The organism is Panacibacter ginsenosidivorans (genome assembly GCF_007971225.1).
Classification (GTDB): domain Bacteria; phylum Bacteroidota; class Bacteroidia; order Chitinophagales; family Chitinophagaceae; genus Panacibacter; species Panacibacter ginsenosidivorans.
Genome location: NZ_CP042435.1, coordinates 3,122,393 through 3,143,258, shown reverse-complemented (window position 1 = coordinate 3,143,258; position 20,866 = coordinate 3,122,393). Strand labels below are relative to the sequence as shown.

General features: G+C 37.7%; 18 protein-coding genes, 2 tRNA genes and 1 pseudogene. 7 read left to right on the top strand and 14 right to left on the bottom strand.

The genetic code is table 11. From position 1 onward, the window contains the following. Positions 1–197: 197 nt before the first annotated feature. Together FRZ67_RS13245 and FRZ67_RS13240 are read right to left on the bottom strand one after the other, a co-directional pair. Entirely contained in the window at positions 198–650 is a 453-nt protein-coding gene (locus tag FRZ67_RS13245) for a hypothetical protein (protein ID WP_147190024.1), read from the bottom strand. A gap of 366 nt (positions 651–1,016) precedes the next feature. After that, positions 1,017–1,631 carry an HAD family hydrolase gene (locus FRZ67_RS13240; RefSeq protein ID WP_147190023.1) on the bottom strand — a complete coding sequence of 205 codons (615 nt, stop codon included), beginning with the start codon at positions 1,629–1,631 and terminating at the stop codon, positions 1,017–1,019. A 93-nt stretch (positions 1,632–1,724) separates the two neighbouring features. Between FRZ67_RS13240 and FRZ67_RS13235 the strand changes: the two genes are divergently transcribed. The 4 genes from FRZ67_RS13235 to FRZ67_RS13220 all read left to right on the top strand — a co-directional run bounded on the left by FRZ67_RS13235 (position 1,725) and on the right by FRZ67_RS13220 (position 3,365). Then, a tRNA-Ile gene (locus tag FRZ67_RS13235) sits at positions 1,725–1,798 on the top strand. 280 nt (positions 1,799–2,078) lie between these two features. Beyond that, on the top strand, positions 2,079–2,510 hold the full coding sequence (locus FRZ67_RS13230) for a peptidylprolyl isomerase (RefSeq protein WP_225975595.1): 432 nt from the start codon (positions 2,079–2,081) through the stop codon (positions 2,508–2,510). Between the two features lie 66 nt (positions 2,511–2,576). After that, positions 2,577–2,933: a Rieske (2Fe-2S) protein gene (locus FRZ67_RS13225; RefSeq protein WP_147190022.1), complete on the top strand. Its 357-nt coding sequence runs from the start codon at positions 2,577–2,579 to the stop codon at positions 2,931–2,933. Positions 2,934–3,291: 358 nt separating this feature from the next. After that, positions 3,292–3,365: transfer RNA gene (locus FRZ67_RS13220), tRNA-Asn, on the top strand. A 157-nt stretch (positions 3,366–3,522) separates the two neighbouring features. On the opposite strand, the gene FRZ67_RS13215 is transcribed toward FRZ67_RS13220, so the two are convergent. The 7 genes from FRZ67_RS13215 to FRZ67_RS13185 all read right to left on the bottom strand — a co-directional run bounded on the left by FRZ67_RS13215 (position 3,523) and on the right by FRZ67_RS13185 (position 9,503). Next, positions 3,523–3,972, bottom strand: coding sequence for a hypothetical protein (locus FRZ67_RS13215; RefSeq protein WP_147190021.1), 450 nt, complete (start codon positions 3,970–3,972; stop codon positions 3,523–3,525). Positions 3,973–3,984: 12 nt separating this feature from the next. Further along, positions 3,985–4,605, bottom strand: a complete 621-nt coding sequence (locus FRZ67_RS13210) for a hypothetical protein (RefSeq protein WP_147190020.1) — start codon at positions 4,603–4,605, stop codon at positions 3,985–3,987. A 160-nt stretch (positions 4,606–4,765) separates the two neighbouring features. Next, the gene (locus tag FRZ67_RS13205) at positions 4,766–5,311 is read right to left on the bottom strand and encodes an RNA polymerase sigma factor (protein WP_147190019.1); all 546 of its coding nucleotides are present in this window, start codon (positions 5,309–5,311) and stop codon (positions 4,766–4,768) included. 88 nt (positions 5,312–5,399) lie between these two features. Then, positions 5,400–6,365: a transketolase family protein gene (locus FRZ67_RS13200; protein WP_147190018.1), complete on the bottom strand. Its 966-nt coding sequence runs from the start codon at positions 6,363–6,365 to the stop codon at positions 5,400–5,402. 198 nt (positions 6,366–6,563) lie between these two features. Continuing rightward, complete coding sequence (gene galE, locus FRZ67_RS13195) at positions 6,564–7,619, bottom strand: UDP-glucose 4-epimerase GalE (RefSeq protein WP_147190017.1); 1,056 nt, start codon at positions 7,617–7,619, stop codon at positions 6,564–6,566. Positions 7,620–7,667: 48 nt separating this feature from the next. Continuing rightward, positions 7,668–8,804, bottom strand: a complete 1,137-nt coding sequence (locus tag FRZ67_RS13190; protein ID WP_147190016.1) for an inorganic phosphate transporter — start codon at positions 8,802–8,804, stop codon at positions 7,668–7,670. Between the two features lie 54 nt (positions 8,805–8,858). Continuing rightward, positions 8,859–9,503 carry a DUF47 domain-containing protein gene (locus tag FRZ67_RS13185; protein WP_147190015.1) on the bottom strand — a complete coding sequence of 215 codons (645 nt, stop codon included), beginning with the start codon at positions 9,501–9,503 and terminating at the stop codon, positions 8,859–8,861. 121 nt (positions 9,504–9,624) lie between these two features. On the opposite strand from FRZ67_RS13185, the gene FRZ67_RS13180 reads away from it, so the two are divergent. From FRZ67_RS13180 to FRZ67_RS13170, 3 genes are all read left to right on the top strand, one after another. Further along, entirely contained in the window at positions 9,625–10,935 is a 1,311-nt protein-coding gene (locus tag FRZ67_RS13180; protein WP_225975334.1) for a putative porin, read from the top strand. Positions 10,936–11,101: 166 nt separating this feature from the next. Next, positions 11,102–12,268, top strand: a complete 1,167-nt coding sequence (locus FRZ67_RS13175) for a chromate transporter (RefSeq protein ID WP_147190014.1) — start codon at positions 11,102–11,104, stop codon at positions 12,266–12,268. Between the two features lie 530 nt (positions 12,269–12,798). Then, complete coding sequence (locus FRZ67_RS13170) at positions 12,799–13,683, top strand: T9SS type A sorting domain-containing protein (RefSeq protein ID WP_147190013.1); 885 nt, start codon at positions 12,799–12,801, stop codon at positions 13,681–13,683. Between the two features lie 73 nt (positions 13,684–13,756). On the opposite strand, the gene FRZ67_RS13165 is transcribed toward FRZ67_RS13170, so the two are convergent. The 5 genes and pseudogenes from FRZ67_RS13165 to FRZ67_RS13145 all read right to left on the bottom strand — a co-directional run bounded on the left by FRZ67_RS13165 (position 13,757) and on the right by FRZ67_RS13145 (position 20,865). Next, entirely contained in the window at positions 13,757–14,113 is a 357-nt protein-coding gene (locus tag FRZ67_RS13165; protein WP_147190012.1) for a Dabb family protein, read from the bottom strand. Positions 14,114–14,264: 151 nt separating this feature from the next. Next, positions 14,265–14,570: pseudogene (locus tag FRZ67_RS13160) on the bottom strand (GNAT family N-acetyltransferase); the annotation flags it as partial. Between the two features lie 298 nt (positions 14,571–14,868). Continuing rightward, positions 14,869–16,602 carry a GMC oxidoreductase gene (locus FRZ67_RS13155; protein ID WP_147190010.1) on the bottom strand — a complete coding sequence of 578 codons (1,734 nt, stop codon included), beginning with the start codon at positions 16,600–16,602 and terminating at the stop codon, positions 14,869–14,871. Positions 16,603–16,736: 134 nt separating this feature from the next. Next, a complete protein-coding gene (locus FRZ67_RS13150) occupies positions 16,737–20,066 on the bottom strand; it encodes a VCBS repeat-containing protein (protein WP_225975333.1) in 3,330 nt (1,109 codons plus the stop codon). 238 nt (positions 20,067–20,304) lie between these two features. Continuing rightward, complete coding sequence (locus tag FRZ67_RS13145) at positions 20,305–20,865, bottom strand: hypothetical protein (RefSeq protein ID WP_147190008.1); 561 nt, start codon at positions 20,863–20,865, stop codon at positions 20,305–20,307. Position 20,866: the final 1 nt, after the last annotated feature.

The following is a 20,866-nucleotide window of genomic DNA, read 5'->3' as shown; positions in this document are numbered from 1 at the left end:
TTTTTACACTACTGCTATCTTTCAAAACAGATATTTTTTGTTACCCGGCTTTTACAGCTTTGAGCATCATCATTGCGTCGCACTCTTGTACGGTTTGTTCTCTATTAACTGTTGAGCGTTTTCAGAAAGTACAAGAGTGCGACGCAACGATGTTTAATATCGATTCATCTGTATGGCTCAAAAATTTTTTTTACAACCTAAAAAGTATCGTCAGCTAAATCAAAGTTGGTTTGGTTGTAACCAGACTTTGGACTTATTGATTTTGGATATTGTTTAGCAGGTACGCTGCTGGTAGTGCTTGTTTTGTTAACTGCTGTTATTATATCGCCCTGGCCATTTTGTGATACAAGGCAGGCAGTAATAATAATAGTTGGCTCAGGTATAGTGCCGTCGGAGTTTAACCCAAAATAGATGCGTATGGCATTTGCATCTGTGTAGGTGCTAAACAATTCATCGATATGTTCTTTTTTAAAAGCAAATGAAAGCTTGTCTGACATGAAGAATTGTTTCATCTTTTCCAGGTTAGAACCTGGCGTTGGACTTGGGAGGTATGTGTCTAATGAATCTTTCAATTTGTCGTGTACCAGCAAATAATCTTTGATTTCCTGAACCGCTTTAGGGTACGTAACGGTATCGCCGGAGAGTGGCATAGGGAATAGGTTTAATGGTTAAGAAATTTTGTACCTGTATTAATACAACTACAAGATATTCTACAGTATAATTATTTGCAATGTGAAAAAAACCCGATTATATCTGTGTTTTAACGGTAAGTAACCCGAAGGAGGAACCAATATAACATCATTTTCTGGATCTTAAGCAGGTATAAATCACAAAATAAGATGTGAAAAATCACATGTATTTTGGTGAGAAACCACCTTGTACAGACTTAATAAGGTTTGCATCTTTGTGTGGCAGTTATGGTTCTCTCATGTGCAATTATAACTGAATCTCATTGGGGGTTATATGCTGACACAATCACAGCGGTTTTCTAGCCGCTGTTCTTTTTTTATAGATATTTATAATTCCAGTTCGAGCACCGTTTTGGGGTGTGTAAGATGGATAGTCTGCAATCCTACCGCTTTAGCGCCTTCTATATTTTTAAAGGTATCATCAATAAAAAGTGTTTCAGTTGGCTGCAGGTTTTGTTCATCGATAATATATTGAAAAGATTCCGGGTAAGGTTTTCTCAATCCTATTTCGTGGGAATAATAAGCCTTTATAAAATTGCTGTTAAAGTCAGTAAGGCCAGTTTGTTCAAAAAAACTTACTACAAAAGCATCATAGTGTATCTTATTGGTATTAGAGAAAAGAAAAACCTTATACCGTTTATTTATTTGCTGCAGCCAGTGTATTCTCTCAACAGGAAAATCAAGAAGTAAGGCATTCCAGGCTGTTATTATTTGCTCATCTGAAAGTTGCATGCCTGTCTCTTTTCGAAATGCTGTACAAAATTCTTCAGGTGAAACATGCCCGGTTTCCAGCTTTTCAAAAAGATCGGAAGCGTGATGTTGTGTAAAGAAGGAATTGAAATTTGTTATGCCAAGATCGGTAAATGCTTTTTCTGTTTTAGCAAAATCAATATTAAGGAATATGCCACCAAGATCGAAGATGATATTTTTGAATTGTTGCATAGCACAAAACTAAGGTCGAAACTTTTTATTCTTGGAAAGTATGCTATTTTTTCTATTTTTGCGCTCCCAAAGTATTCCTGCAAAAGGAATACCGGGCCTATAGCTCAGCTGGTTAGAGCACCTGACTCATAATCAGGGGGTCCTTGGTTCAAGCCCGAGTGGGCCCACAAGCGAAGTCTGAAAATGGCTTCGCTTTTTTTAATAAGCCAGGCCCCTTTTTAACATACAGGGGCGTTAGTAAAATGATTATTGACTATCTTCAATATTCATTATTTATTTTAATCCAAATATCTGGATAGTGGTTAGGTACCTCTATATATTTCTATTATTATCAGTGGGCTGTTCATCGCCTGTTTATAAAAATCCTCATGTACAAATAGAAACAAAATTTGGTAAAATAGAAATCGAACTTTACCCTGACCAGGCCCTAAAACCGTTGCAGCATTTCTGTCTTATATTGACTCTGGCTATTATAATAATGCTTCTTTTTATAGAGTACTCACTGATGATAACCAGCCGTCAAACGCACCAAAATCCGAATTGATACAAGGCGGTATTTGGAAAACCAATTATAAACTGGCTTCTTCATTAAAGGGTATTGAGCATGAGCCTACTAATCAAACTAAGATCCTACATAAGAATGGTGTAATATCTATGGCCAGAGCAGCACCAGGCACGGCAGGAGCAGAATTTTTTATCTGTGTTGGCGATCAGCCCGGTTTTGATTACGGGGGTGATAATAATCAGGATAAACAAGGTTATGCTGCTTTTGGAAAAGTAGTAAGGGGTATGAATGTTGTGCATGCTATTTATGATGCTCCTGAATATGATCAGTCACTTGACCCGCCTGTAATGATTTACAGTATTAAGCGTTTGTAATGCATATCCATTTTTAAAAAATTATTTACCGTATATGATAACAAAATTTATTTCAACTCTATAATTATGCGTGAACCAAAATATATCTGGTACAAAATTGCTGAATCCGAGAATGAATTACATTTTAACAACAATAATCTTATTGTAGCTATTGCCAATAAAAAGAAAATAACTATTGGAAAATTTAAAGAAAAGCTACTGGCTTGTAGTTATAATTGTCCGCATGCAGGCGGTATATTATCTGATGGGCATATAGATGCACAAGGGAATATTGTTTGTCCGCTGCACCATTACAGGTTCAATATGGTAAACGGACATAATATAACTGGTGAAGGATATTTTTTAAAGACCTATCCTGTTGAAGTTCGTGAAGATGGTGTTTATATTGGTATGGAGGAGAAAAAGTTATTTAGCTTTTTATAGCTGGGCATTAGCAAGGTAAATACCTAATTTAACTTGATTGGGATTAAGTGTAAAAATAATTATGATACCAGCTTTTATACCCTGATTGATCTTCGTTGCGTCGCAATCCTTTCATCGTTCTGATTATGAAAGGAACTTTTAGCAGATAAAAAAGATATATTGATGAAGTGCTTGCAATGCAAGGGACGATGCTATGAAATTCCACAGTTGGAATTATTAAACAATAAATTCTTATTCACAATGCACATTATTTTTTTCTAAAATGTGATGCAATAACCGAGCATAATATTTTTTGCAGCATTCTTTGCCGGAAATAAAAAAAACCTATTTTTGCAACCCCAAAAGGAAAATGCATTAATCCCGAATAGCTCAGTTGGTTAGAGCATCTGACTGTTAATCAGAGGGTCACTGGTTCAAGTCCAGTTTCGGGAGCAACAAACCCCGCATAAATGCGGGGTTTGTTATTTATAATCAGGATATAAAATATAAAAGGAGTTCTGGTTTTTGTTTTCTTTTATAGGTGACAAAAAAATAGGCCCGCCCTGGAAAGAGCTGGCCGTTGCTAACCTATGAAAAACACCTATTTAAATTAGTTTACTTTTCTTGATTTGACACCTCCATTTTTAGGAAGTCGTTGCTGAATACCCGGCAGCCTTTTACGTCTTTGCCTGTCCTGCCATTCTTTTTTGAAAAGATCCCGTAAATTTTTCTCTGAAACAAATACTTTATTAACCCTTTTATCCGAATTCAATACAGTTCTAAACTGACCTTGGTATTTTTTTCTTATTTGTAATTTTTTTTCTTCAAAGGCAACCTCATCATTTCCATAGGTAGCCTTAGCCTGCCTTATTTCGTTAAAGTAATTATTATAAACTGGCCAAAACTTCTTTGATTCATCAGGAGTAAGGTTTAACTCCTTTGTCATATAAGCAACCGTTACATCCTCAGCCTTATTTGAATTATCGATTGATTGTGTCTGAGCGACACAAATATAATTACCTAAAAATAATAAAGAAACAATAATAAAAAATTTTTTCATCTTTAATGCTATTTAAATCCCCTTAATAATTTCTTCACCGCTATCACTTTCAGTATCAAGGTATCGCTCAATTTCAGCATCACTTGCATTAATCAGCATGTGGTTAATATCCGGGTCATTATCAGTGGAAGTAGCAGTATTTGGATCAAAATCACCAAGATCGTTCTGCAGGTAATTGATAATTTCTTCATCCTTAAGTGTCGCCATCCTTTGCCCAATAGTAAGAGATTTGTCAATACCCTTTAAGTGATGATTAATGTATGCATACGAAGCTGTTGATAAAATAAATAGTACAGATGCAGCAGCAGCATAAGTCATCCATTTTCTAACAGTTGTTGTAGCACTCATCAAAATAACCTTAGGCTCTTTATTTTCTCCAAAAGGTTTAACTTTCAGATTATCAAAATAATCATCCGGAACTGACAATATATTTCTTTTGCTTATTGTGTTTAGCAGAGGTGTTACATGTACCAATTCATCAAAAACTTCTGAATGTTTTTCCCTTTGTATGCTATCAATTCTGATAAGTATATTGTTTGCCAATCCCTGGAAGTAATCCTGTGGAACAGTATAAGTTTGCTTTTTTAATGTACGTATCTCTACTAATGATGGCACTTCTAGAACTTGTTTCATAACATTTTCAGCAATGTTATCAAAATAACCCATAGGCACGGAGTATGGGTTATTTTTAACGAGGTTTGCAACGGCCGGGGCTATTTGCTTTAACTCTTCTGATATGTTTTGAACATTTGACATTTTAACATTTCGTTAGACTGTGGAGTCAAAAAAAGGTTTAATTATTTTTGATATAATCCTCGATCTTTTTTGCTGCATGATGATAGCTTGCTTTCAGCGCTCCTTCGCTTGTTTCCAGAATACGACTCATCTCTTCGTAGGGCATTTCATCATAATATCTAAGATTAAATACAACTCTTTGCTTTTCAGGTAATTGCTGTATTGCTAATTGTAGCTTCCATTCCAAACGGTTAGCATCAAAATTTTTATCCGCAATTACTTTATTTGATAGCCCTGTTTCTACGTCACTTAAACTCACAGAAGCTCTCTTCTTAGATTGCTCAAGAAAAGTAAGAGACTCGTTTGTAGCAATACGGTAGAGCCAAGTGTATAATTGGCTATCCTCACGAAAATTATTTAACCCATTCCAAACTTTTATAAACATATTCTGGAGTACGTCATTTGCATCGTCATGATCTATAACCATTCTCCTGATGTGCCAATAAAGTTTCTCCTGGTATTTTTTTATAATCGCTGTAAATGCTTTTTCTTTCGTTTCAGTTTGCCTGAATTCGTGTAAAAGCTCTTTATCTTCAGCATGCATGCAGAGTTTGCTTTAGACTATGAAATTAAAAAACCCATCTCTATCAAAGATGAGTTTTTATAACTAAGGTTTAAACTAAATTTTCGTTTTATGATTTTTTTCTGGCCATTGCTTTTTCAGCAGCAACAATTATATCGGGGGTGTCTAACCCGTATTTCTTCAGTAATTCCTCAGGTTTGCCACTTTCGCCGAAAGTATCTTTAGTGCCAACCATTTCTATTGGTATAGGCTTGTGATGCGATGCGACCCTGGCTATACTTTCGCCCAGGCCACCAAGAATATTATGTTCTTCGCAGGTAACGGCACAACCAGTTTTTGTGATAGATGCAATTATTGCATCTTCATCCAAAGGCTTTATCGTATGTATATTAATAAGATCAACTGTGTATCCTTTTTCTTCCAAGATCCTTCCTGCTTCTATCGCTTTCCATACAAGATGACCACAGGCAAAAATGCTGATATCCTTTCCTTTGCCCAAAACCTGTGCTTTACCAATTACAAAATCGCTTCCATCTTCTTTGGTAAAATTGGGCCATTTAGGTCTTCCAAAACGCAAGTATACAGGCCCTTCATAATCTGCAATTGCCATTGTTGCAGCTTTAGTCTGATTGAAATCACATGGTACAATAACAGTCATACCCGGCAACATTTTCATCAAACCTATATCTTCTAATATCTGGTGTGTAGCACCATCTTCACCAAGCGTAAGGCCTGCATGGCTTGCACAAATTTTTACATTCTTTCCGCTGTAGGCAATGCTTTGACGAATCTGATCGTAAACCCTGCCTGTGCTAAAGTTTGCAAATGTTGTTGTATATGGAATGTGGCCTCCAATAGTTAAACCAGCTGCTATGCCCATCATATTGGCTTCTGCAATACCGCATTGTACGAACCGCCCCGGAAAATCTTTTATAAATGGCCCAAGTTTAAGAGAGCCTGCAAGATCTGCAGTAAGCACTACCACCTTTTCATTTTTCTTACCTGTTTCATAAATGCCTTCCCCGAAGCCGCCACGTGTTTCTTTTTCGTTTAAAACCTGAATGTCTTTCAGCATAATGTATGTTGTTGTTTAGTTGTTCTGTTTAATATTTTTGAGCCCAGCTTTTGCACTTCGATTATGCTTTTGTTGCGTCGCACTCTTGTACATTTAGTTCAACCTTTCACATTGCTGATTTTTATGCTGAACGCCCAAGTGAGTGACACAACAGGCGATACCATGAAATACTACAGTCTGTATCAAATTCTTGAAAAGCTAATTCAGTACCGGATTTTGTTTCTTTATCAATTCTTCGTCCTCTTTTATTTTGAGTTCCCATTCCCATGCACTGCGCATCATATCTTCAAGATCGTATTTTATATTCCAGTTCAAAGATTTTACCGCATGATTATTATTGGCATAAATGGCAATAACATCTCCCTGCCTGCGAGGAGCAATAGTATAATTAAGTTTTACACCACTAACCTTTTCAAATGCCTTTATCGCTTCTAGTACAGTTACACCATTACCTGTTCCTAAATTAAAAACATCGCAAATGGTTTCGTTCCTGTTTTCCATTAAATATTGCAATGCCAGGGTATGTGCATGTGCTATATCGCAAACGTGGATGAAATCGCGGACGCAACTGCCATCTCTGGTATCATAGTCATTGCCCCAAACGCTCATCTGTGGTATTTTACCTATAGCCGTTTGTGTAATGGCTGGTACAAGGTTTTGCGGTCTTCCAAGTGGCAGTTCGCCCAGTAAAATTGATGGGTGAGCGCCAACCGGGTTAAAATAGCGCAATAAAATAGATTTAGTGTTATTTGCCCTTGCAAATTCCTGTATGATATCTTCACCCATTTGTTTGGTAGCACCATAAGGCGATTCTGCTTTTTTTATGGGAGACTTTTCTGTAACAGGTATAGAATCGGGATTGCCGTAAACTGTGCAGGATGAAGAGAAAACAAAATTAGGTACAGAAAATTCTTTCACGCACTTAAGAAGATTAATAAGTGAAAAAAGATTATTCTCAAAATAGTCTAATGGCTTTTCAACAGATTCACCAACAGCTTTGTAAGCCGCAAAATGTATAACGCCCGTTATGTCTTCGTTTTCCTGGAAAACAGCAAGCGTTTCATCAAAATTCTTGAGATCTACCTTATAGTTCTTTAATTTTTTCCCGGTAATTTTTTCAATCCCATCTATCAGGTAGGTAGTGGAGCGGGAATTATCATCGATAGAGATAACATCAAAGCCGTTTTCTATAAGATCAACAACTGTGTGCGATCCTATATAACCGCAGCCACCTGTAACAAGAATTTTTTGCATACGCTTATTTTGGTGCTGCAAAATAAATAAAACTTGGCTACATAACTGTTATATGAAAAGCTTAATGAGAGAATAAATGCCGGCAGCGAGCAATCCACTCACAGGAATAGTAAGAATCCATGCCCATATAAGACTTACCGTAACACCCCAGCGAACAGCACTAAGACGTTTTGTGGCACCCACACCGATAATAGAACCCGTAATTGTGTGTGTAGTACTTACAGGTGCACCAAGATTAGCCGCGGCAAAAAGTGTTATTGCTCCGGCTGTTTCTGCACAAACACCTTCCAACGGCGTCACTTTAGTTATTTTTGTACCCATTGTTTTTACAATCTTCCAACCTCCGCTCATGGTGCCAAGACCTATTGCAGTGTAACACACAAAAGGAACCCACACTGGTATGTCTGCAATTGTGGGTATATAATGTCCTGCCACCATTGCTGCCCCAATAATACCCATAACTTTTTGCGCATCACTACCGCCATGACCAATGCTTAATCCGGCAGATGAAACCAACTGCAGGCTTTTGTACATGTTAGCCGTGCGATAGGCGTTTTCTCCTTTCAGATAATTATAAAAATAAGAAGCAATAAAGATTACCCCTAACACCAGGAGCGCCCAAAATTCGAAAGGCTTTTTGAAGTTAATAAATATCAAACAGCTTGCAACAACAGCAATTATAATTGATATTTTAAGCCAAAAATTTTTCTGTATGGTAACTAAAGTGATGAATATAGAAATGATCATTCCAACAATTGGCGCCAATAAGATGAAAAGTAAAGTAAGGCTTATACCTCCGTCCAAAGACCAGTTTACACCACTGAATCCTGAATGAGCAACAGCAGCACCAGCAAATCCTCCAATTAATGTATGTGATGAAGAAGATGGAATGCCGTACCACCACGTCAGCAGGTTCCAGCAAATGGCAGCAATAACTCCTGACAATACTACGTAAAGGTCATAGCTACCTTCATGAACTGTTTTAGCCACGGTATTAGCAACACTGTGATCACTAAAAATAAAAAAAGCGAGGAAGTTAAAAAAAGCTGCCCACACAACGGCCTGAAAAGGTGTAAGTACTTTTGTAGATACGATGGTGGCAATAGAGTTGGCTGCATCATGAAAGCCGTTAATAAAATCAAAGCCTATCGCAAGAATAATAATTGTAATCAGTAATATAGACATATCGATTGCTTATGGTATGGTTCAACTTTATTGCAGTAAAGATGAGAGCTTTGTTTAAGCGTATTTTACAATAATTGATTCAATAACATTTCCTGCATCTTCACATTTGTCTGTTGCATTTTCCAGGGCCTGGTATATTTCTCTTTTTTTGATCACTTCTTTTACATCTGGTTCTGATTGGAATAAGCGATCAATGCTCATGTCGTAAATATCATCTGCCTGATTTTCTATGCTGTTCACTTTTACCAGGGCATCAGTAATCTGTCGCATATTGCGCATATTACGCAATTCCATTACTGCACTTTTTACATGTTCTGAACTCATCTCTATTAAATCAGCCATTTTTTGAATACCCGGGTCATTAGGATTTACGCGGTAAAACCTGATCTTCTTTGCGGCGTTATATATATAATCAGCAATATCATCGAGAGCACTGGCAAGATAATGTATATCCTCACGATCAAAAGGAGTGATAAAATTGCGACCAAGCTCTGTAAAAACCTTATGTGTAAGTTCATCATTTATATGCTCCATTGTTTCCAGCTGCGAAACCAAGGCATTGCGTTTTTCTACATCCGTTTCGTAAACAAGCTGTTTCAATACCACACCCATTTTTGCAACCGTATCTGCTATTTCTTCAAAAAGTGAATAAAATACTTTGTCTTTAGCCGTGAAGAATTTGAGGAGATTAAATGCCATATAAAAATTTTGGCAAAAATATATCCCTTTGTCCTAAGGGATAAGTATCGCAAGTTTTGGTAACAATTTCTTAATATAGGGTTTTTAATGCAATTTTACTTTTTCGCAATATTATTATTTTATGAATAAATTGTTAAGACTCTGGACTTTTACCGCTGCTCTTTTTCTTTTCTCCGCAGGGCAAACCCTTAAAGCGCAGTTTCTTATGGACATGGTAGATACTACAAAAGATGTGGGTAAGGGGATACTTTCAATCTACAAAAAGTATGATCATATACGTATAAGTGGCTATATGCAACCACAATTTCAGGCAATCCAGACGAAAGGCGCAAAAAGTTATAGTGGTGGAGATTTTGCCCCAAATGTTGATAATCGCTTTATGATGAGAAGAGGTAGGCTTCGAATAGATTATATACATTTCAGCGATACTAAAAAGCCATCTGTGCAATTCGTTTTCCAGTTTGATGGCTCAGAAAAGGGATTTTTTACCCGCGACTTCTGGGGAAGGATCATGGAAAATAATACCAAACTATTTTCATTTACAGCCGGTCTTTTTGCGCGACCATTTGGGTATGAGCTGAATCTGGGTTCGGGGGACCGTGAATCACCCGAACGTGGCCGCATGTCTCAATCATTAATGAAAGTAGAACGGGACCTTGGTGCCATGGTATCTTTTGAACCTCGGGAACGCACCAATTGGTTGAAATATGTAAAGCTCGATGCTGGTGTTTTCAATGGCCCGGGTTTAACCGCTACAGCTGATTATGATTCTTATAAAGATTTTATAAGCCGGGCTACTTTAAAACCGTATCCTCTGCAAAAAAACCTTTCCTTATCTGCAGGTCTTTCTTACTTTAATGGTGGACTTATACAAGGAGACAAATATTATTACACACTCTCTTCTGAAAACGGACAAAAGCAATTTACCATAGATTCAGCGCAAACAAATATTGGCCGTAAATTACCAAGAAAATACTACGGTATTGATGCACAGTTAAAATGGAAATACAAAAATGGTGGGGCTACAGAATTGCGGGCAGAATACTGGCGGGGTACACAAACTTCTTCCGCCGCTACTTCTGAAACACCTGCTGCAGTATTCTCTACAGACGCTTATTATGCAAGACAATTTAATGGTGCTTTCTTTTACCTGCTGCATTCCTTTGATAGCCATAATCAATTGGGTATAAAATACGACTGGTACGACCCTAACACAAAATTATCCGGCGATGAAGTTAGTACTGCATCCGGCAGCCATGCAGGAGATATCAGGTACAATACACTTGGAATGGGGTACATACATTATTTTGATGAGAATCTTAAGCTGGTGGCCTGGTACGAATTTATAAAAAATGAAACTACTGCATTAGATGGGTATACCAGTGATATTAAAGACAATGTGCTCACGTTAAGACTGCAATTCAAATTTTAAAATGCCTGTTCTGTTATTTCATGTTGCCAGCTTTGACACTGCTATTATACTTTTGTTGTGTCACTCCCTTGTACGCTTTGTTTATTGCTCAGCATAGATAAGAACGCCGAAGTGAGTGACACAACAAAAGCTTAATAAATATTCTAAAACTGACTAGCAAAAAATAATGCAGCAAAAGAAACCAGACTATTCATTAGCACAGCTTACCAAATATTTTCTCAAATTAGGCACGACAGGTTTTGGTGGCCCTGTGGCACTTGTAGGTTATATGCAAAGAGACCTTGTAGAAGATCGTAAATGGATATCAGAAGAAGAATATAAAGAAGGGCTTGCATTGGCGCAGTTGGCGCCAGGCCCATTAGCTGCCCAGTTGGGTATGTATATTGGTTTTGTACATTATGGCTGGTTGGGAGCAACACTTGCCGGGCTTGCCTTTGTGATACCATCTTTTATTATAGTGGTGCTTATTGGGATGGCGTATAAATTGTTTGGCGGGTTGCCGTGGATGCAGGCTGTATTTTATGGGGTAGGTGCTGCGGTAATAGGAATTATTGCCATGAGCTCTTATAAACTTACTACAAAATCGGTAAGCAAATTTGAATGGAAAGCTGTTAAAGATCGCTGGCTATTATGGTTGTTTTATATCCTTGCTGCAATAATAACTATTGTAATACAAACAGAAGAAATACTACTATTTGTAGGTGCTGGTCTTATTTATATGATGGTAAACGCACCTCCCAAATGGATACAAAAAAATACGGCCGGTGTATTACTTACAGGCATTGGTTTTTGGGAATTTAAAAGTAGTACATTGATTGAGATAGCCATATTTTTTGCAAAAGCAGGTGCTTTTGTTTTTGGCAGCGGACTGGCTATTGTACCTTTTTTACATGGTGGCGTTGTTAAAGAATATCACTGGCTGGATGAAAATCAATTTGTAGATGCAGTAGCCGTGGCAATGATTACCCCTGGCCCGGTGGTGATAACAGTTGGTTTTATTGGGTACTTAGTCGCTGGCTTTCCAGGCGCATCGGTTGCAGCTTTAGCAACTTTTCTTCCCTGTTATTTATTTACAGTTCTTCCCGCACCTTATTTTAAAAAAATTGCTAAGAATGTGTCAATTAAGGCATTTGTAGACGGCATTACAGCTGCTGTTATCGGTGCGTTAGTTGGTGCAGTAATAGTGATCGCAAAACGGTCAATAACTGATATTCCTACGGGTATTATTGCTGTTGCCACTATTTTGACGCTCATTTATATTAAAAAAATACAGGAGCCATATATAATATTAATTGCTGCGATACTGGGCGTAATTATTAAAACACTGCAATAGTCGTTTATATTCTTATCTCGCTTGGGTAAGTTCGATGTCTCCAATCAATAAAATTAAACAACCCCGATTTTGTCCGAATTATTAAAAAAAATAAAAATAAAGCGCACTTTTAGACTTTTTTTCAAATATTAAAATAATTGGTTCAGTTTTTGAGTTAACTTTAATAAGTTTTTTAAGGGTTTAGGGTTGAAAAAATTGCCCCGTTATTCTTATCGGGGCTTTTTTATTTTTTTATCCTTTCATTTTTCTATTGCCTAAATAAGCCTGCCTTATTATTCATCTTATATATGCTTCCGTTATTATCATTATTTCGCTCGTACTTTTATGATAACTGGAAACAGAGAAAAATTGAAAATAAATTAAAACAAAAACTGCCTAAAATATTATATATTTAAGGGCTTTTTTAAGCGCTCGGAAATTTGAGACATGAAATATACCAGTAGGAGTTGCCTCATAGACCTATGAACATTTACCAGATTATTTCAGTCAAAATTTATTTCAACTTTTTAAAACACTTAATCCGTTGAGTTATGAACCGAATTCTATCACTTATAGTTGTAATGTTTTTTACAATTTATCTGATTCCCTGTAAATCATCTGCACAGCAAAAGCCTTCAGGCAGAGTAGCAAAAATTATTCGCATCAAAGATCTCAAATGTAATATCGAGATAATAGGTGTGGTAACTGACGTAAATTGTTTCGGTGACAATACAGGTGGAATAGACTTGACTGTTACAGGTACAAAAGGTTCAGTAAGTTATTTATGGAATGATGGAAGTACAGAGCAGAACCGTGATGGATTAAGCGCAGGCACTTATACTGTAATGGTGAAAGATGAAACAAAGCGTAAATCTACTGCATCTTTTACTGTAACACAGCCCGATGCACCACTGACAATAGATCCCATTATAAAACAACCATCTTCTGACACTAAATGTGATGGTTCGGTGGTATTGGATATAGCCGGTGGAAATCCGCTTTATTCTATTTCGTGGAGCGATGGGTATACAGGCAGTTGCAGAAAAGGACTATGCCCCGGAAGTACATACAGAATATGTGTAACTGATTCAAATGGTTGTTCCGCTACTACTAAAGTAAAACTAACAGCACCATCAAATCTTATAAGTCAATCAATAGATGCTTCCACACTGGTTACAAAAGATATTACAACAGTTGTTGCATCGCCAAATCCAACAAAAGGAATGGTACAACTGGCCATAACTGCTAAAACAAATGGCACCGCGGTAATCAATATCTATGATGCAAATGGTAAAATATTAATGAACCTGAAATCAAATGTATTACAGGGTATTAATAACAAAACCGTTGATCTTACAAAATATTCAAAAGGTATATACCATATTGAGATGCTCGTTGATGGACAGAAAAAAACTACAAAAATTATGTTGCAATAACTGAGTGATTGCTTTATTAAAAAGCCATCTCTGTATAAAGATGGCTTTTTAATAAATTTTCTTTTCTGCACATTTAAAAAAGTGAACGCCGCATATCGTTGCTATACTCTGCCTGGCAATCTATTGTATCATACACCACCACTTTTTGCCACAGATGCGAACACTCCTTCACAAAATTCAAATGAATAGGATCAACCTGGTAACTGTCCTGGTCTGCCTTGTTTTTAAATAACAGGAACCATGAAAATGAATAAGAGCCATCTATAACTTCACGACTCGTTGCAGCTGGTTTGCCAATGTGAAATTGTTGAATAGTTTCAACTGCAGATAATTTTTCAAGGCCGGCTAGCAATGCAGCAAGGTCTTCTTTGCTACCCGGATTTTTTAACCAGAAGAACACATGGTGAATAAAAATGTTTTTCAATTGCATGCTATTTTTTTTGTGCAAGTTATTATTCAATCGGCATACTGTCAAGCAAAGGATTTTATTCTTACAACTGATTTAAGTAAATTTTTTGTCCCCGGCTTTCTAATTACCTGGGGAAACTTCCGTTGCGTCGCACACTTCAACTACAACAAATTTATGCATCAAGCCATGCCATTATTACTTCATCAAGAAACCTGTTCTCACTTTTAAGATGTGTAAATTTTCTAAATATACCTTCTTTTACAAAGCCTGCTTTTTCATAGAGATGAACAGCTTTTTCATTAATGGTAGCAACACTTAGTTCTACACGCAGAAATCTTTGCTGTTTTGCATAAGCAAGTATTTCATTCAGCATTGCACAACCATAACCTTTACCTGCAAATGCAGGATCGATGGCTAAGCCGCCGAGATAAGCTATATGAGAATTGCGATGCGCCAATGGTATAAGTTTAAACATACCAACTGCATTATCCTTTCTTCAAAAATATATTTAAAGCTTTTTGATATAAGCTCATCATAGATTGGTTTAAATGATGCTGCATCCATGATTTCATATAACAGAAAAGGATTTACCTGCAGATGCATGTATAGACTATAGATAAAATCGAAGTCTTGTAAAGCAGCTTTGCGAATCATGGTAACATTATTGATGCAAATACATTTTGGCGTACAAGAGTGCGACGCAACGAAAGCTTCATATTTATTCAACCCTCTGGTTCAAAATACTTTTCTTCATTTTACATCTGCACATTTCCACACTAAAGGTTCCCTTTCTTTAATTCCCCGAATGCAAAATCTGCGGCCCTTGCGGTAAGCGCCATGTAGGTGAGTGAAGGATTCTGGCATGCGCTGCTGACCATGGCCGCACCATCTGTTATAAAAACATTCTTTGCATCCCAAACCTGGTTGTTGCCATTGAGTACAGAAGCTTTTTCATCCCGGCCCATGCGTGCTGTGCCCATTTCGTGAATGCCCTGGCCAACAGCATAAACTTTACTATCCCACGTAGTAACATTTTTTATACCTGCCACATCAAACATAGCAGTAAGTTCTTTGATGATGTCTTTGCGCATTTTTAATTCATTTTCTTTCAACTCGGCATCCATGGTAAGCACAGGCAAGCCCCATTTGTCTTTTACATCTTTGCTTAAATAAATTTTATTTTCATGATAAGGCAGTATCTCACCAAAACCTGTAGCACCAATATGCCATGCACCGGGCTCAGTTAATGCTTCCTTGAATTCTGCACCCACATTGAGTTCTGCAATGTCGCGGCTCCATCCATCGCGGCTTGCACTGCCCTGGTAACCATAGCCACGCAGAAAATCACGCTTATCGCCGTTCATATTTACAAAACGTGGAATATAAAACCCATTTGCACGTCTGCCATAATAATACTTGTCTTCAAAGCCTTCTATCAAACCACTTGCACCTAACATGTAATGATGATCCATTACATTATGACCAAGCTCTCCGCTGCTACTGCCCAGGCCATCAGGCCAAATATCTGTTGCAGTGTTCATAAGTATCCATGCGCTGTTTAATGCAGATGCGTTTACAAAAACAACTTTTGAATAAAACTCATAAGTCTTATTTGTTTCCGCGTCTAATATCTCTACACCTTTTGCTTTCTTGGCATCTTTATCGTAAATAAGTTTGGTAACTATACTCCATGGCCGCACAGTTAAATTCCCTGTTGCCATTGCTGCAGGCAACGTTGATGATTGTGTGCTGAAATATCCACCAAAAGGACACCCTTCCCAGCAACGATTTCTGAATTGACATTTTGTTCTGCCAGGAATTTCTTTTGTAAGATTTGCAACGCGGCCAATGAACATATGGCGTTGCCCTTTATAATAATTTTTTATTCTGTCTGCAACATCTTTCTCTGCACAATTCAAATCCATTGGTGGCAGAAATTGTCCATCAGGTAAATGAGACAATCCTTCCTTACTCCCACTGATGCCTGCAAAGGTTTCAACATGATCATACCACTTTTCCAAATCTTTATAGCGTATGGGCCAGTCAATAGCAATACCATCTTTGGCGTTGGCTTCAAAATCAAGATCGCTCCAACGGTAACTTTGCCTGCCCCACAAAATAGAGCGGCCACCCATTTGATAAGAGCGCCACCATGCAAAAGGTTTTACCTCCACATATGGAGAATCTTTTTCCTTTACCCAATAATCCATGATGGCCTCCTGTGCCGCTGTTCCATACATTGCCCAATCTCTTGATATAACAGGATTATCTTTTTTGTACTGCAATGGTGCACGTCCACGATGTTCAAATTCCCATGGATTTTTACTCGCTGTTTTATAGTCGGTAATATGATCAAATTTTGGCCCGCGTTCGAGCATTAATACTTTCAAACCTTTTTCAGTCAACTCTTTTGCAGCCCATCCGCCGCTTATGCCCGAGCCTATAACTATTGCATCGAACGTGTTTTGCGCAGCAGCTTTATTGTTTACATTTAATGAATCACCAGGCATAGTTGTATGTTTTAGTAATGAGTAATGTTATTTTTTATAATACCAACAGTCGTTTTTTATAGCATCGCCTGTTGCGTCGCAATCACTTTATGGTTCTGAATCTTATGGCAACAGATGAGGCAATTAAATTACCATTATTGTACATCTATAATTTCAACAGGTGCATTATTTTTTGCTACAATAATTAATTCTTTTTTTCCTTTTTTAATGAGCTGCATATCCCTCACTGCGCCTTTGATGCTGATGCCACTTTGTTGAGGTGTCAGAGAGGTAAAGTTTCCTTTGCCATCACCTTTTAAAACAGTGGCATAGCTTGCGTCGTAAATACCCGCTTCCGGTTTGCTTTCGTAAAAATTGCCACCCATCAGTATATCAGTGTTGCCATCTTTATCAAAATCAGCTGCTGCTATTGCGTACATGCAACTGAGCTGTGCAGATGCGGGTAATGGTTTTGCAGTGAATGATGCATTCTTATTGTTTATGAACACAGTGCTCTGCATTGTATAAGCTTCAAGTTTTGTGGCGCTGTCTAACTGCTCTTTAGAGAATATATCTTCTATAGTCTGGTTTTTATAGCTTTCGTATTTAAGGTATTTCTTTTTAAGTGCGGGCAACACGGCTACAAGATCATGTCTTAATACCATTGGGTAAGCACTGTCACCGTTGTAGCAGGTTACAATCTGCTGGATGGTACCATTATTACCAAAATCTGCTGCATACATGCATACGGGTTTTTGCTGTGTTGCCCTGAACCTTGAGTTGAGCCCGTGATTAGCGGCAATGATATCGGGGTAACCATCATTGTTTACATCTGCAATTTGTATCCTGTTCCACCAGCCATTTGTGTTTTGCATATTGAGTGTAGCCGTTACTTCTTTTAATTTACCGCCTTCATTGTGGAATATTTTTACAGGCATGTATTCGCCTGCCATTACAAGGTCCGGTTTGTTGTCTTTATCATAATCAAACCACCTGGCATCAGTTACCATACCTGCTTTCAGGAGTTCAGGGGCTGCTGTGTTTGTTACATCGGTGAAAATACCTTTACCATTATTCTGCAGTATATATCCTTTGCAGGGATAACCATAACTGAAAGGTTTTAGCCTTACACCAACAAAGAGATCAATGTCACCATCCGCATCATAGTCTGCAGCTGTTACACAACTGCTGCTTTCAAAAATATAAGAAGGCAGCACCTGTGGAGATTTGGTAAAATTGCCCCTGCCATCATTGATGTACAACCTGTCAATCAGGGCTGTGCTGTTAGGAGAGAACTCATTACCCCCGCTGCATACATAGAGGTCTTCATCACCATCACCATCTGCATCAAAAAATAAGGCATCTGTGTCTTCGCTGACAGCATCTTTTGCAAGCAGCGTTTCATTACTTTTTTTAAAACTGCCTTCTTTTGTTTGAATATATAATACACCGCTTTGATCTTTGGCGCCGCAGATATAGATATCATCAAGCCCGTCTTTGTTCACATCACCTTTGGCCATCCTGGGTCCTTGCGTGGAGAGCATATGGAAGATGAGCCTGTCACGGTCAAAATCCACAAAGTCATTTTCTTTATGGGTAAAGCCGATGCCGTAATGATCATGTTCAATAGTGAAGATTGTTTTATCCGCTGCCGGCTGATGATTGACGGGAGGCAGAACCGCATCCTTTTGTTTAATAGTTAAGAGCTGGTTTGGTTTTACATCTTTGAGGATGTTTGTTTTCCCATCATTCCATACCACTGCCACAGAATCTATCTTTGCTGTTTTACCCAGGCCGAAAGTAAGCCTGGTATCAACTGTTGATTCAAAGCCACGCATGGGCATCTGCTCCTGGTAAGCCATGGTATTATTGTAATGCACAGTTACTTTTGCACCAATACCAAATGTGTTACTGCCATCACCTTCGAGTTTTATTTGCAGGAATTTGTTTTCGGGATGTTGTTGCACTGCCTCGTTTCTGTAAATAAAGCAGGGCATATTTACATTGTTAACCACCAGGTCAAGATCGCCATCATTGTCAAGGTCTCCATATGCGGATCCATTGCTGAAACCAGGTTGTGACAAACCCCATTCCTTTGACTTGTTGGTAAAAGTCAGGTCCCCATTATTACTGTATGCATAATTAGATATTGGAGTAGAGGGAATTAAATCAATTAACTTCTTGAAATCTGCTTTACCTTCTACTACCTGTCTATAAAAATTTTCATTAGAGACATATTGTATATAATCTTCATTCGTGAGATCCTGGTAGATACCATTGGCTATAAAAATATCTTTCTTTCCATCATTGTCAAGATCTGTTATTAATGCGCCCCAGCTCCAGTCTGTTGCACTTACGTTTGCAAAGCGGCCGATCTCACTAAAATTAACCTCTCTTTGTCCTCCTTTGGCAGAATAAGCGGAGCCATTGTTTAGCTGTAGCATGTTTCTTGTGAACTGGTGATAATAATCATACTTGAGATCGAGTTGATATTTATCCCAGTTTTCGAATGTTGTTTTCGTTTTGAGGCTTGCATCATCTTCAGGAAGCATTTCTGTAACAAAAATATCGGGGTTACCATCGTTGTTAATGTCTGCCATATCTGCACCCATAGAAGCATTGCTTATACTCATCATTTCATTTTCGAGGTCTTCTTTAAAGGTTCCGTCATGCTTGTTTATATAAAGATAATCCCGTTCAAAAAAATCATTGGATACATAGATATCCTGCCAGCCATCATTGTTCACATCACCGACGGTAACACCCAAACCAAAACCTATCACGCTTCCATAGATGCCAGCTTGTGCACTTACATCTGTGAAATGATGACCATCATTGCGAAAGAGTTTATCACCACCAATTGAATCACGAATATTTCTTTCATTTCGCTGAAGATTAAAACTACCAATAGCTTTAAAAGAATTATTGAGCAGAAACATATCAAGATCCCCATCGTGATCATAGTCAAAGAAGGCCGCATGCGTGGAAAGACCTTTATCATCTAAACCATACTCATGTGCCTTCTCAGCAAAAGTTCCATTACCATTATTAATATATAATTCGTTCTGCCTGTTATCGCCTTTTATATCGCCACTGTTGCACACATATATATCAAGAAAACCATCTCCATTTATATCGGCCATACTTACACCCGTTGACCATTTTCCGATTTTACCTATGCCTGCTTTTTCTGTAATATCCTCGAACTGCATATTACCTTTGTTTAGGTATAGCTTATTAGGCAACATATTAGCCGTAAAAAAAATATCGGGTAAACTGTCATTATTAATATCGCCTATTGCCACGCCACCCCCATTATAAAAATTTCTGTATGTATAAATATTGAATTTAGCATCGTATTGAAGATCATTACTGAAATTAATATGCGTATAAGAAGCATCTAGTTTTTCAAATAAAGTATTGGTAACTGTCGGTGCATTGTTATTACAGGATGTTAGTAAGAGTAATGATATAAATAAAGCCATCGACATCCGCCCATTTCTGCTACCAAAATGAACATATGTATATGACTGCCCCGGCATGATTACTTTTTCACCAAGTTTTTTATTTTTTATTGAAATGCTGTTTTGTTTTTGCTGAGTATTGTTAGACCCGGCAGAAGAGTGCGACGCAACAGGAGCCTGATAGCAGGAATGCAGCCGGGCTAAAAAAAAATATTTATTAAGTAATTGTATGTATACTCTGTTTGGCATTTTAATTTTCTCATTGTTTGTCTACCAGTAAATCTGCGTAATCAACTTTCACTATCATATCATTGTAGCGGCCTATAATGATGCGCCTGTTACCATCTACCTTTACATAGATGGTGCCACGCTCCTTATCGTGCATTTCGATAAAAGGGTTGCCACTGCTATACCATGTTTTGTATAACTTCAACAACTCAGGCAGTAAACTGTCTGAGTACATGTGCTTGTTCCATGGCGCCCAGCCATCGTATTGAAAAGTGGCCCACATTTTATAGATTTTGTTCTCCCGGAACTCAGGATAAAAATTCATGGAAGCGGGGTACTTTAATTCATTTTTATTCAGCTTATATAATACTGCCGTATTGTTATTACCATCCGTAAAAATACCTTGCTTATTAAGTTGCCAACACTGCGTAAAAAATTGTTTACTTGTCATGCCTAAATAGATGCCAAAAAAAAGGCTATCTGCGCGTTTGCCGCTTGACACTTCTTTTGCCATTAATGATTCGTAATCGTTTGCATCATTATTACAGGAAATGATAAACGATAATGCAGCTATGAAAAAAAATACTTTCATA